This window comes from Micromonospora sp. NPDC023956, from assembly GCF_040639195.1.
GTDB lineage: Bacteria > Actinomycetota > Actinomycetes > Mycobacteriales > Micromonosporaceae > Micromonospora.
The window spans coordinates 613760-627248 of record NZ_JBEZZN010000002.1 but is presented as its reverse complement, the minus strand read 5'-3'; the positions used below and the strand labels follow the sequence as shown (position 1 = coordinate 627248).

The 13489-nt window shown below is 72.2% G+C and carries 12 protein-coding genes; 8 read left to right on the top strand and 4 right to left on the bottom strand.

The annotated features are described in order from the left end of the window. Window positions 1-71: 71 nt before the first annotated feature. From AB0F58_RS05405 to AB0F58_RS05395, 3 genes are all read right to left on the bottom strand, one after another. Window positions 72-500: a SufE family protein gene (locus AB0F58_RS05405; protein WP_357138201.1), complete on the bottom strand. Its 429-nt coding sequence runs from the start codon at window positions 498-500 to the stop codon at window positions 72-74. Window positions 501-576: 76 nt separating this feature from the next. Next, window positions 577-1002 carry a CBS domain-containing protein gene (locus AB0F58_RS05400; RefSeq protein WP_357138199.1) on the bottom strand — a complete coding sequence of 142 codons (426 nt, stop codon included), beginning with the start codon at window positions 1000-1002 and terminating at the stop codon, window positions 577-579. A gap of 58 nt (window positions 1003-1060) precedes the next feature. Then, the gene (locus tag AB0F58_RS05395) at window positions 1061-2827 is read right to left on the bottom strand and encodes a proline--tRNA ligase (protein ID WP_357138196.1); all 1767 of its coding nucleotides are present in this window, start codon (window positions 2825-2827) and stop codon (window positions 1061-1063) included. Between the two features lie 162 nt (window positions 2828-2989). Between AB0F58_RS05395 and AB0F58_RS05390 the strand changes: the two genes are divergently transcribed. From AB0F58_RS05390 to AB0F58_RS05370, 5 genes are all read left to right on the top strand, one after another. Beyond that, on the top strand, window positions 2990-3757 hold the full coding sequence (locus tag AB0F58_RS05390) for an SGNH/GDSL hydrolase family protein (RefSeq protein WP_357138193.1): 768 nt from the start codon (window positions 2990-2992) through the stop codon (window positions 3755-3757). 4 nt (window positions 3758-3761) lie between these two features. Beyond that, window positions 3762-4211, top strand: coding sequence for a hypothetical protein (locus AB0F58_RS05385; RefSeq protein ID WP_357138190.1), 450 nt, complete (start codon window positions 3762-3764; stop codon window positions 4209-4211). A 46-nt stretch (window positions 4212-4257) separates the two neighbouring features. After that, window positions 4258-5160, top strand: a complete 903-nt coding sequence (locus AB0F58_RS05380) for a sulfurtransferase (RefSeq protein WP_357138187.1) — start codon at window positions 4258-4260, stop codon at window positions 5158-5160. Between the two features lie 139 nt (window positions 5161-5299). Further along, complete coding sequence (locus AB0F58_RS05375) at window positions 5300-5929, top strand: TetR/AcrR family transcriptional regulator (RefSeq protein WP_357138742.1); 630 nt, start codon at window positions 5300-5302, stop codon at window positions 5927-5929. Window positions 5930-5988: 59 nt separating this feature from the next. Beyond that, window positions 5989-7353 (top strand): biotin carboxylase N-terminal domain-containing protein, encoded by a 1365-nt coding sequence (locus AB0F58_RS05370; protein WP_357138184.1) that lies wholly within the window; start codon window positions 5989-5991, stop codon window positions 7351-7353. Window positions 7354-7428: 75 nt separating this feature from the next. Here the strand turns inward: AB0F58_RS05370 and AB0F58_RS05365 are convergent, their stop codons facing one another. Next, window positions 7429-8373 (bottom strand): hypothetical protein, encoded by a 945-nt coding sequence (locus tag AB0F58_RS05365; protein WP_357138181.1) that lies wholly within the window; start codon window positions 8371-8373, stop codon window positions 7429-7431. A gap of 1120 nt (window positions 8374-9493) precedes the next feature. On the opposite strand from AB0F58_RS05365, the gene AB0F58_RS05360 reads away from it, so the two are divergent. From AB0F58_RS05360 to AB0F58_RS05350, 3 genes are all read left to right on the top strand, one after another. Next, window positions 9494-10405, top strand: coding sequence for a hydroxymethylglutaryl-CoA lyase (locus AB0F58_RS05360; protein WP_357138740.1), 912 nt, complete (start codon window positions 9494-9496; stop codon window positions 10403-10405). 227 nt (window positions 10406-10632) lie between these two features. Next, on the top strand, window positions 10633-12165 hold the full coding sequence (locus AB0F58_RS05355) for an acyl-CoA carboxylase subunit beta (RefSeq protein ID WP_357138179.1): 1533 nt from the start codon (window positions 10633-10635) through the stop codon (window positions 12163-12165). Between the two features lie 79 nt (window positions 12166-12244). After that, window positions 12245-13399: an acyl-CoA dehydrogenase family protein gene (locus AB0F58_RS05350; protein WP_357138176.1), complete on the top strand. Its 1155-nt coding sequence runs from the start codon at window positions 12245-12247 to the stop codon at window positions 13397-13399. The last annotated feature ends 90 nt before the right edge of the window (window positions 13400-13489 follow it).

Below are 13489 nucleotides of genomic sequence, written 5' to 3'. Positions count from 1 at the left end.
TCAACCCGCCGCCCGGCGCATCTGTTCCCGGTGCCGGTCCGGCGGTCACGCCCTGCTCCGTCGGCGTCGCCTCAGCCGGCCTGTTCGCGGACCTGGCGCTTGAGTCGGGCCAGGATCGCCGTGCCGCCGCGCACCCGCAACGGGCTGATCGCCTGGGCGAGCCCCATCCGCTGGTACAGGTCGTCCGGGACGGCGAGCACCTCGTCGGCACTGGCCCCGGCCAAACCCTCGGCCAGGATGCCGGCGAAGGCCCGGGTGGTGGGCGCCTCCGGCGGACAGTCGAAGAGAGTCGTCACCGTCCGGTCCGGGGCGACCCGGGCGCGGAGGAAGAACGCCGTCTGGCACTCGGGCACCTGCTCCATGCCCTCGTGGCCCACCTGCTCCGGCGGGAGCGGAGGAATGACGTCGGCGAACTCCAGCAGCATCTCGAGCACCACCTCGCGCGGGGCGGCGGCGAAGTCGTCGACGATCTCGGCAAGCTTGACCGGCATCTCGGGCATCCCGCCAGGCTACCGGGGTGGTTGCCGAGGTCCCCTCCTGCCGTTCTCCGTCGAGGAGAGGGCCCCGGCAACCACCTCACACCACCGGTGCCTTCTCGCTGATCTCGCTGAGCGCGGAGTTCGGATCCAGCTGCATCGCCAGGTCGCCGAGGGAGACGATCCCGACCAGTTTGCGGTCGACGTCGCAGACCAGGATCCGCCGGACGCCGCGCTCGCGCATCAGGGTCGCCGCCTCGGAGGCGGCACAGTGCTGCTCGATCATGACCACCTCACGGGTGATGATCGAGCCGATCGTGGTGGTGGCCGGATCGAGGCGTTCGGCCACCGCGCGGACCACGATGTCCCGGTCGGTGAGCATGCCGGCGAGAGTGGCGCCGTCGGTGACCACGACGTCGCCGATGTCCGCCTCCTTCATCACCCTGGCCGCCTCGTCCAGGGGCGTCTCCGTCGACAGGTAGACCACCTGTCGGGTCATCACGTCACTGACCCGGTAACCGGACATCGAGAGCCTCCGAGAATTGACCCAGCAAATATGTCAGCCGTACCCAGTGGTGGCATTGCTACACCAGGTCGGCCGGCATCCCGCACGATTCGGTGAGCGTGCTGACCAGTTCGGCCACCGGCAGCTCCGTACGGTCGCCGCGGAGGCGGTCGCGCAGTTCCACGTACCCGTCGGCGAGACGGCGGCCGACCACGACGGTGCGCGGGATGCCGACCAGCTCGGCGTCGGTGAACTTCACCCCGGCCGAGACGTGCGTCCGGTCGTCGACCAGCACCCGCAGGCCGGCGGCGGCGAGACGTCCGCCGAGGTCGAGCGCCGCGTCGAGCTGCGGCCCCTTCCCCGCCGCCACGAGGTGTACGTCACACGGGGCGACCGCCACCGGCCAGCACAGTCCCCGCTCGTCGTGGTGCTGTTCGGCGATGGTGGCGACCAGCCGGGAGATCCCGATGCCGTAGCAGCCCATCAGCGGCCGGACCGGCTTGCCGGCCGGACCGAGCACGTCCACCGCGAACGCGTCGGTGAACCGGCGGCCGAGTTGGAAGACGTGCCCGACCTCGATGCCCCGGCGCATGGTCAGTTCTCCGTCGGGGCAGGCCGGGCAGGGGTCGCCGGGGCGTACGTCGGCTGCCTCGATCGTGCCGTCGGGGACGAAGTCGCGTCCACAGACGACGTCGACCGCGTGCCGCCCCGGCTCGTTGGCCCCGGTCAGCCAGGCGGTGCCGTCCACCACCCGGGGGTCGACCAGGTAACGGATGCCGAGCTTCGCCATGACCTGCGGGCCGAGGTAGCCCCGGACCAGCTCCGGCCGGTCGGTGAACCCGTCGAAGACGGTGACCGTCGCCGGGTGCAGGGCTGCGCCGATCCGCCGCAGGTCCACCTCCCGGTCGCCGGGCACCCCGACCACCAGCAGCTCCGCCTCGTCCGCGCCGGGCCGACGGAGCGAGAGCACGACGTTCTTCAACGTGTCGGCGGCGCGCCAGTCGTCCCGCCCGCCGAGGCGGCGGGTGTTGGCCAGGTCGACCAGGGCGGCGATGGTCGGGGTGTCCGGGGTGTCGTGGACGGTGGCCGGCGGGTGCGCGGCCGGGTCGCCGGCCGGCGGGGCGGGCGTGGTCACCGCCTCGGTGTTGGCGGCGTAGTCGCAGGCGGTGCAGGCGACGTAGCTGTCCTCGCCGACCGCAGTGGTGGCGAGGAACTCCTCCGAGGCCGAACCGCCCATCGCCCCGGACATCGCGCTGACCACGGTGTACTCCAGTCCCAACCGGTCGAAGATCCGCCGGTACGCCGCCCGGTGCCGGCCGTACGCCTCGCGCAGGCCCGCCTCGTCCAGGTCGAACGAGTAGGCGTCCTTCATCAGGAACTCGCGCCCGCGCAGCAGGCCGGCCCGGGGCCGGGCCTCGTCGCGGAACTTGGTCTGGATCTGGAAGAGCGTCACCGGGAGGTCCCGGTACGAGGTGAACAGATCCTTGACCAGCAGGGCGGCCAGTTCCTCGTGGGTCGGGCCGAGTAGGTGCGGCGCGCCGCGCCGGTCGGTCAGGGTGAAGATGTCGTCGCCGTACTCGGTCCACCGCCCGCTGGCCTGGTACGGCTCGGCCGGCAGCAGCGCCGGGAAGTGCACCTCCTGGCCGCCGATCGCGGTCATCTCCGACCGGACGATCTCGGTCACCCGGTCCAGCACGAGTTTGCCCAGGGGCAGCCAGGTGTAGCCGCCCGGCGCTGCCCGGCGTACGTAGCCGGCGCGCAGCAGGAGCCGGTGGCTCGGCACCTCCGCGTCCGCCGGGTCCTCCCGCAGGGTCCGCAGCAGCAGGGTCGACATCCGCAACATCATGGGCGCAGCGTACGGCGGAGGACCGGCCCGACCATCCGAATTGTCGGGTGCGGTGGCCCACGTTCGACCCCACGCCGACGCCGGGCCGGTGGTGGTCGGTGCGAGACTGGTTCCCGCTGTGACACCGGGACTCGACGGCACCGGACGACGGGGAGGGACGACGTGCGCTGGCGCAGCTTCGTGGCGTTGGGGGACAGCTTCACCGAGGGTATGGACGACGCGTACCCGGACGGCACCTACCGGGGCTGGGCCGATCTGGTGGCCACCCGGCTCGCCGCCGAGGCCGGCCCCGATTTCCGGTACGCCAATCTCGCCGTCCGGGGCAAACTCTTCCCGCAGGTGGCGGCCGACCAGGTGCCCGCCGCGCTGGCGATGCGCCCGGACCTGGTCAGTCTCGCGGCCGGCGGCAACGACGCGCTGCGCCGCGGGTTCGACCCGGAGGCGCTGGTCAGCCGCTTCGACGACACGGTCCGGCAGTTGCGGGCCGGGGGTGCGGACGTGCTGCTGTTCCGGTTCGCCGACGTGATGGCCCGCCTGCCCGGTCAGCGCATGGTCGCGCCCCGGACGCAACTGCTCAACCGAGCGGTCGGCGAGACCGCCGAGCGGCACGGCGCGATCCTGGTCGACCTGTACGCCGACGACACCTACCTCAATCCGCTGCTCTGGAGCACCGACCGGTTGCACCTGTCGGCAGCCGGGCACCGGCGGGTGGCCGGGCAGGTGCTGACCGCGCTCGGGGTGGGCTGTGACGAGGAGTGGCTGCTCGTCCCCCCGCACCCGGAGCCGACGCCCTGGCTGGCCGCCCGCGCGGCCGACCTGCGCTGGGCCGGCCGGCACCTGGCCCCGTGGGTGAAACGGCGGTTGACCGGCCGGTCCTCCGGCGACCTCGTCACGGCGAAGCGGCCGCAACTCGGCCCGGTCCCGGACTAGCGCCGTGGCGACCACCGTCCACGCGGCCACCCGGCTGCGGCACGGGTCCGACGGCGAACCGGTGGCCGGATGGGCCGTGGTGGTGAACGGCGACCGGATCGCCGCCGTCGGGCCGGTCGACGAGCTGCGCGGGGCGTATCCGGGGGCCCGAGTGCGGTGGTGGGTCGGCACGCTCGGCCCGGGGCGGGTACACGCCGGCCCGCTCCCGCCGGCCCCGACCCCCCGGGAGCGGGTGCACGTGTTGTTCCGACTCGGTGCGACCGCCGTGTTGGCGGACCATCTCGACGAGCCCGGCCTGCGGGCCGTGGTCGAGCGGAGCGACGTGGCCGTGCTGGCCGCTCCCGGACCGGTGACGCTCGCCCCGGGTGGGCGGGCCGACCTGACCGTGCTGGCCGACGACGGCCGCTGCGTCGCCACCGTGGTCGCCGGCCGGCTGGTGCACCGCCGGGCCTGAACCGGTTCCCGCGCCGACTGTCCGGATCGGGCGTACCTTGGGGCTCATGGCCGTGCCGAGCGATCCGAACCCCCGTCTCCAGTCGTACGCCGACCCGCAGCGTCTCGTCACCACCGAGTGGTTGGCCGGGCACCTCGGCACCGAGGGCCTGGTCGTGGTGGAGTGCGACGAGGACGTGCTCCTCTACGACACCGGCCACCTTCCCGGGGCAGTCAAGATCGACTGGCACCTGGAGCTGAACGACCAGGTCACCCGGGACTACCTCGACGCGAAGAGCTTCGCCGAACTGTGCGCCGCCAAGGGCATCGGCCGGGACGACACGGTGGTCTTCTACGGGGACAACTTCAACTGGTGGGCCGCGTACGCCCTCTGGGTCTTCACGCTCTTCGGTCACCGTGACGTCCGCCTGCTCGACGGTGGACGGCAGAAGTGGATCGCCGAGGGACGCGAGACGACCCGGGAGAAGGTGGCCCGCCCGCGCGCCGAGTACCCGGTGCCCACCCGGGACGACGCGCCGGTCCGGGCGTTCCGCGAGCAGGTGATGGCGCACGTGGCGGCCGGTCTGCCACTGGTCGACGTCCGGTCCCCCGGCGAGTACACCGGCGAGATGCTGCACATGCCGGACTACCCGCAGGAGGGTGCGCTGCGCGGCGGGCACATTCCCGGCGCGGTGAACAAGCCGTGGAAGTCGGCGGCGAACGAGGACGGGACGTTCCGCGCCCCGGAGGAACTGCGCGCGATCTACGCCGACCAACTGGGGCTGAGCCCGGACGACGACGTGATCGCGTACTGCCGGATCGGCGAGCGGTCCAGCCACACCTGGTTCGTGCTGCGGCACCTGCTCGGCTATCCGCAGGTGCGCAACTACGACGGCTCGTGGACCGAGTGGGGCAACCTGGTCCGGGCCCCCGTCGTCCAGGGCGACCAGCCCGGCGGCCTCAACCCGTGACGGCAGCCGGCCGCCGGGCCGGGCCGGGTCGCCCCGCCCGGCCAGCCGCACCGAGCGGGTTCGCCGGGGTCGTGCCGGCCCCGGCGGGCAAACCATTGGCGGCGGGCGGTTGACATCGGATTACGCTTGCCGGGTGACGGTGGAGCAACAGGCGGTACGGGGCCGGACGAACGGGACGAACGGTACGACGGGTACGGGCCGGCGACGGTCCCGCCGGGACGAGATCCTGGACATCGCGGTCGGCCTCTTCGCCGCCCGGGGGTACCACGGCGTCTCCATGGACGACATCGGCGCGGCGGCCGGCGTGACCGGGCCGGCCCTCTACCACCACTTCGCCGGCAAGGAGGCGATGCTGGCCGCCGCTCTGATCCCGGTCAGCGAGGGGCTGCTCGCCGGTGGCCGGGAGCGGGCCGGCGGTCACCCCGGTGATCCGCGTGCCGTGCTGGAGTCGTTGATCGACTTCCACGTCGACTTCGCGCTGGCGCACCCGGCGGTGATCGCGCTGCACCTCAACGAGCTGGACCGCCTCCCCGACGAGCCCCGACGGACGATCCGCCGGTTGCAGCGGCTCTACGTGGAGGAGTGGGTGAACGTGCTGACCGCGCTCCACCCCGGCCTGCCGGACGGGGAGGCCCGGGTGCTCGCCCACGCCGCGTTCGGTCTGATGAACTCGACCCCGTTCCTCGGCGGTGAGGTGGACCGGCGTCGCCGGGCTGAGCTGCTGCGCGGCGCGACGCTCGGCGCCCTGCTGGCGCGGACCGAGTCGTAGCGGACGGCCGACACGTGGTTTCCTGACATCGTCCACCACCCCAGGACGATGGAGGAAACATGATCGAGTCGCTGCTGGTCGCCAACCGCGGCGAGATCGCCCGCCGGATCATCCGTACCGCCAAGCGGCTCGGGATCCGGACGGTGGCGGTCCACTCGGAGGCGGACGCGGGACTCCCGTTCGTCACCGAGGCAGACGAGGCGGTGTGCGTGGGACCGGCCAACCCGGCCCAGAGCTACCGCAACGCCGAGGCGATCATCGCCGCCGCCAAGTCCACCGGCGCCCAGGCGATCCACCCCGGCTACGGCTTCCTCTCCGAGAACGCCGACTTCGCCCGTACCGTCGAGGCGAACGGGCTGATCTGGGTCGGACCCGGCGCGGATGCGATCACCGCGATGGGCGACAAGATCAATGCCCGGAACCTGATGGCGGCGGCCGGCGTTCCGGTCGCGCCCGGGACCACCGAGCCGGCAGCCGGGCTGGACGCGGCGGTGACCGCGGCGGCGCAGATCGGCTACCCGGTGATGGTCAAGGCGGCGGCCGGGGGCGGCGGCATGGGCATGGGCGTGGCCGTCGACGAGGCCGCGCTGCGGACCGAGTACGACAAGGTGCGCAGCTTCGCCGAGCGGATGTTCGGTGACGGCTCGGTGCTCATCGAGCGGTACTTCCCCCGGGTACGTCACGTCGAGGTACAGATCCTCGGCCTGGCCGACGGCCGGGTGGTGGCCCTGGGCGAGCGGGAGTGCTCGGTGCAGCGGCGCAACCAGAAGCTGGTCGAGGAGTCGCCCTCCCCGGCGGTCTCGCCGGAACTGCGGGAACGACTCCTCGCCGCGGCGGTCCGGGCCGGCGAGGCGGTCGGCTACCGCAACGCGGGCACGGTCGAGTGTCTCCTGGTGCCGCGTCAGCACGGCGTCGAGGGGGACGCCGGAGCCGAGGAGTTCTTCTTCCTGGAGATGAACACCCGGCTCCAGGTGGAGCACCCGGTCACCGAGCTGGTCTACGGGGTCGACCTGGTCGAGGAGCAGCTCCGGGTCGCCGCCGGCCTCGCGCCGACCTTCGACCCGGACGCGCTCGCCCCGACCGGACACGCCATCGAGCTGCGGATCAACGCGGAGGACCCGAAGCGGTTCCTGCCCGGCCCGGGTGCGGTCAGCACCTGGACCGAGCCGACCGGTGCGGGTGTCCGCGTCGACTCCGGCTACGTCGCCGGCAACACGGTCACCCCGTTCTACGACTCCCTGATGGCGAAGCTGATCGTCTCCGGTGCGGACCGGGCCGAGGCGATCGAGCGGGCCCGGACGGCGGTGGCCGGTTTCGAGATCGTCGGCCCGAAGTGCAACCTGCCCTTCTTCGCCGAACTGCTGGAGAACGCCGAGTTCGTCTCCGGCGACTACGACACCGGCATCGTCGGCCGGATGCGCTGACCGCTGCCGGTCGCGCGGATGTGCTGACGGGTACCGGTCCCCGGTCGGGTGGCCCGACCGGGGACCGGGCGTTCGTCAACCCGGTGGCCGCCGCCAGGCCGTGTTCGGCGCGGCGGACCCGGCCCCCGGCTGCGGGAACCGGTCGACCGGACGTGCCGACGGGGTGTGGCGATCGACCGGACCGGCGGTGGTCCGGAGCCTGCCGTGCCCGAACTCGTCCATCCGGAAGGTCACCCCGGCGGGGCCGGACGACCGGGGGGCCACCAGGTCGGCCCGGCCAGAGCGTCGGGGTACCGGACCCTCGTCCAGCCTGCTCAGGCGTCCGAAGTGTCCTTCGTTCCGACCGGTACGGGGCGGCGGGGAGCCGTCGTCGTTCACCCCGTCCGACGGCGGCTCGGCCCGCTGTGGGGGGCCGGTCAGCTGCGCGAGGTCGGCCCGGAGCCGCAGGACCTCCGCCTGGCTGGCGTCCAGCCGGTCCCTGAGTTCGGTCTGCTGTCGCTGGAGCATCTCGACGAGGGGGGCCTCGCCGGCTCCGGGGGCCGGTGCCGGGACCGGGTCGGGGGCATCCGGGAGGAAACCCTTCGGGTAACGGCCCCGGGCCGCCCGGTAGAGGGTGGCCAGCCGACGCCGGGTCACCCGCTGCTCGTCGGCCGGAACCAGGTGCCGGACCAGCAGTTCCACCATGAGCCAGCGCGGACCCCGGCTGCGTACGCCGAAGTTCCAGGACAGCTTCTTCCGTAGCCGCCGCAGGTTGCCCTCGTCCTTCCTGGCCCGCCGGACCGCCTGCTCGCCCTGCGGTCGGGCCTGGGCGCACGCGATCTCGACGGCGGCCCGCCGCCAGGTGTCGACCGGCCCGATCCCGGCGTGCTGTTCCACCAGGTCCCTCACCGCCAGGGCGTAGGTCGCCACCTCGCTGTCGCCCCAGTACCGGGTGAGCTGCTCGGCGAGCCGATCACGGTCGGTCAGCCGGTGTCGGGTCCGCCGCCGGTGCCCGGACGGCACAGCGTTGTCGTTGGTCATGTCGGTCCTTCCACAGAGCACATGACTCGGACCCGTATTTGTACATCTTCCGATCAAAGACCGTGGCCGATAGCTCCGGTCGTCGCGGAACGACCGCCGCGCCGCCGTCCGGATAGGACACCTGACGTTCCCACGGTAACCGGATCAGCCGTGCTGCCAACGAATCCGGCCAGAAAAGCCGGCCAGAAAAGTCCTCGTCATCCGGCTGTCCGCCGGGCACCGCCCGGCCTGTTGATCGTTGGAGAAGCGGGCAGGGAACGGTGGCGGTCGAGTGGTTCCCGGCCCGTCGGAAATGGTCCGCCGGACACCGGCCCGGCAACGAAAGATCAACGAAAGGACGGTGGATGAACGACGACGCGGGACGTTGCCCGATGACCCGGCGCCGGACGGTCCGAGGGCTGCGGATGGCCTCCCTGGGGACCGACGCCGCACTGGTGGTCGCGACACTGTCGGGCCGAGAGGACATCAGCGCCTGCGCCGGTGCCCTCTCGGCCGCATTCCGGTGCGCTGCTGAGCTCTTGGAAGGACCGTCGCAGCGCTGATCCCGGACGGCGTACGGATGGTCGGCGCCGGACTCCGGCGCCGACCGTCACGCCGTGACCCAACCTATCGACCATCGCCGGGGCGATCCATCACGTCGGATCAGCATGGACGTTGGGGTGGACCGATCCGGCAGGGCGGCGGACAGGACGCCACGGACGGGCTAATCCGATCGGGTGAGCGACGCACCTGTGGTGCGATCCGGGGCCGGCGACCTCGGCTAAGCGCGCGCTGCGGCGGCAGTTCCCTGCGTCGTCTGCGACTCCGTGGGTCGTCTGCGACTCCGTGGGTCGTCTGCGGCTCCGTGGGTCGTCTGCGACGACCCGGCGCGGCCGGGCGGGCGGACAGCCGGTGCGGCTGCCCGGGAGAGCGAGCGAACCGTGGCTCCGGCGCTTCCGACGTCCGGGCGGCTGGCATCGGCCACCCCGGCTCTGCTTCCCTGGGAGGGACGTCGTCCCGTTGCCGGCCGACCCCCGCCCCGCGCGGGGCGGTGACGGGCACCGGGCGACGCCGCAGCCCGGCCGATGCGGGCGCCGGAGGGACCAGAGACCACGTCACAGTGAGGTGACCGATGAGCCAGATGCCAGACTCCGTGTCGATCCGCGAGGTCGGACCGCGCGACGGGCTCCAGAACGAGGAGCCGATCCCGACCGACGCCAAGGTGCGGCTGCTCGACGCCCTCTCCGGCACCGGCGTACGGCGGATCGAGGCGGTGTCGTTCGTGCACCCGAAGGCGATTCCGCAGATGGCCGACGCCGACGAGGTGTGGCGGCGGGCGACGAGGACGCCGGGGGTGCGCTACTCCGCGCTGGTACCGAACACCCGGGGCGCGCAGCGGGCTCTCGCCGCCGGGTTCGACGAGATCGAGGTGGTGGTCTCCGCGAGCGACACGCACAACCGGCGCAACGTCAACCGCTCGACGGAGGAGTCGCTGGACGACATCGCCGAGTTGATCGACCTGCTGCACGGCGCGGGCGCGCAGGCCGAGGTGATCGTGGCGACCAGCTTCGGCTGCCCGTACGAGGGGGACACCGACCCGCGCCGGGTCGCCGGCATCGTCGACCGGGTGGTCCGCGACGGCGCGGACCGGGTGGCCTTCGGTGACACCACCGGCATGGCGACCCCGCGCCGGGTCCGGGAACTGCTGACCGAGGTACGCGACCGCAACGCGCACGTCCCGGTGCTGCTGCACTTCCACAACACCCGGGGCACCGCGCTGGCGAACATGCTGACCGCGCTGGAACTCGGGGTCACCGAGTTCGACGCCAGCGTCGGCGGTCTCGGCGGCTGCCCGTACGCGCCGGGAGCGAGTGGCAACCTGGCCACCGAGGAGGCCGTGCACATGCTGCACGACATGGGCGTCGACACGGGGATCGACCTGGACGCGCTGCTCGAGGTGGCGGAGCTGGCCGAGCGACTGGTCGGCCGGCAACTCCCCTCCGGCGTCCTCCGCGCCGGCCCCCGATCCCGGCTCACCCCGCTCCCCAGCTGACCCCGAACCCGGGCCCCGCCACGATCCACTCCATTCCGCCGATATCGCGCCGTCCGGCGCCACCGGACACCCCTGTTTCGGCGCAATGGAGTGGATCGTGGCGGCCGGTGTGCCGGACTCGCCCGTGCCGGTGTGCCGGACTCGCCGGGAAGGGCGAGGATCGGATAGCCTAACGATCGTTCAGTTCGGTGGGGCCGGGCGGCCCGCAAGGCGGCGAGGGGGTCGGCGTGACGCTCGACGGTGAGGCACTGGAGCAGCTCCGTAAGCGGGTCCGGGCCGGCGGCGCGGACAAGTACCACGCGGCCAACGCGGCCAAGGGCAAGCTCTTCGCCCGGGAGCGGGTCGCGCTCCTGGTGGACGAGGGCTCCTTCGTCGAGGACGGCCTCTACGCCAACGCGCTGGCCGAGGGCCTGCCGGCGGACGGCGTGGTCACCGGCACGGCCACCATCGACGGGCGGCAGGTCTGCCTGATGGCGAACGACTCCACGGTCAAGGCCGGGAGTTGGGGCGCGCGGACCGTCGAGAAGATCATCCGGATCATCGAGCGGGCCTACGACACCGGCGTGCCCATGGTCTACCTGGTCGACTCGGCCGGCGCGCGGATCACCGACCAGGTCGAACTCTTCCCCGGCCGGCGGGGCGCCGGCAAGATCTTCTGGAACCAGGTCCGCGCCTCCGGCTCGATCCCGCAGGTGTGCGCGCTGTTCGGGCCGAGCGCCGCCGGTGGGGCGTACATCCCGGCGTTCTGCGACGTGGTCGCGATGGTCGAGGGCAACGCCAGCATGTACCTCGGCTCCGACCGGATGGTCGAGATGGTCACCGGGGAGAAGACCACGCTGGAGGCGATGGGCGGGGCCAAGGTGCACTGCGCCGAGTCCGGCGTGGGCCACTTCCTCTGCAAGACCGAGGCCGAGGCGCTCGACGTGGTCAGGCGCTACCTGTCGTACCTGCCGGCGAACTGGACGCAGGCGCCGCCGGCCGCCCCCGCCGTCGCGGCGTCGGCCAAGGTCGACCTGGCCGCGCTGGTGCCGGCGAGCGAGCGCCAGGCGTTCGACATGCGCCGGTACGTCAAGGGCCTGCTCGACGACGACTCCTTCTTCGAGATCCAGGCGCTCTGGGCCAAGGAGCTGACCATCGGCTTCGGCCGGCTGGACGGCGAGGTCGTCGGGGTCGTCGGCAACAACTCGATGTTCAAGGGCGGGGTGCTCTTCGTCGACTCGGCCGACAAGGCCACCCGGTTCGTGCAGCTCTGCGACGCGTTCAACGTGCCGCTGCTCTTCCTCTCCGACGTGCCCGGGTTCATGGTCGGCAGCGCGGTGGAGAAGCAGGGCATCATCCGGCACGGCGCGAAGATGATCACGGCGATCTCCGAGGCGACCGTACCGAAGATCTGCGTGGTGGTGCGCAAGGCGTACGGCGCGGGTCTCTACGCGATGGCCGGCCCCGGCTTCGAGCCGGACGCGACGATCGCCCTGCCCACCGCGAAGATCGCGGTGATGGGCGCGGAGGCCGCGGTGAACGCGGTCTACGCCAACAAGATCGCCGCGATCGAGGACGAGGCCGAGCGGGCCGCCTTCGTGGCCGCGAAGCGCGAGGAGTACGAGCGGGACATCGACGTCGTCCGGCTCGCCAGCGAACTCGTCGTCGACACGATCGTCGAGCCGCACGAACTGCGGGCCGAGCTGATCCGCCGGTTCACCGCCGCGCGGAGCAAGGACCGCCACTTCTCCCGGCGCCGGCACGGCGTCACCCCGGTCTGACCCCAGGGCGTCGGTACGACCCCGCTGCGTCCGGCGTCACGAGCGTCCGGCGGCAGCCTGTCCCACACAGGAGGAATCCATGGACTTCCGGCTCACCGAGGAGCAAGAGGCGCTGCGGGAGAGCGTCCGGGACTTCGCCCGGGACGTGGTCGCGCCGGTCATCGCCGAGCACTACGAGCGGCACACCTTTCCGTACGAGGTGATCCGCCAGATGGGCAAGATGGGACTCTTCGGGCTCCCCTTCCCGGAGGAGCACGGCGGCATGGGCGGCGACTACTTCGCGCTCTGCCTCGCCCTGGAGGAACTGGCCCGGGTGGACTCCAGTGTGGCGATCACCCTGGAGGCGGCGGTCTCGCTCGGCGCGATGCCGATCTTCCGGTTCGGCACCGAGGAGCAGCAGCGCAGGTGGCTGCCGAAGCTGCTCAGCGGTGAGGCGCTGGCCGGCTTCGGGCTGACCGAGCCGGGCACCGGTTCGGACGCCGGGGGCACCCAGACCCGGGCGGTCCTGGACGAGAGCACCGACGAGTGGGTGATCAACGGTTCGAAGGCGTTCATCACCAACTCGGGCACCGACATCACCGCGCTGGTCACCGTCACCGCGGTCACCGGCCGCCGGCCGGACGGCACGAAGGAACTGTCCACGATCATCGTGCCCTCCGGGACGCCGGGGTTCACGGTCGCGCCCGGATACTCCAAGGTCGGCTGGAACGCCTCGGACACCCACGAGTTGACCTTCGACGACTGCCGGGTGCCGGCGGAGAACCTGCTCGGCGAGCGGGGCCGGGGCTTCGCCCAGTTCCTGCGGATCCTCGACGAGGGGCGGATCGCCATCGCCGCGCTCGCCGTCGGCCTCGCCCAGGGCTGCGTCGACGAGTCGATCAAGTACGCGAAGGAGCGCCACGCGTTCGGCCAGCCGATCGGCAACTACCAGGCGATCCAGTTCAAGATCGCCGACATGGAGATGAAGGCGCACACCGCCCGGCTGGCGTACTACGACGCCGCGGCGCGGATGCTCGCCGGTGAGCCGTTCAAGCGCCAGGCTGCCATCGCGAAGCTGCACGCCAGCACCGTCGCGGTGGACAACGCCCGGGAGGCCACCCAGATCCACGGCGGGTACGGGTTCATGAACGAGTACCCGGTGGCCCGGTTCTGGCGGGACAGCAAGATCCTGGAGATCGGCGAGGGCACCAGCGAGGTCCAGCGCATGATCATCGCCCGCGACCTGGGTATGTGAGAGACGACCACGAGCAGGATCCCGGGTACGCCGGAAGCGGTGATCGACAGGTGGTCGGTCCGGGACCTTCGCTGATCAGACCGGCTCTAC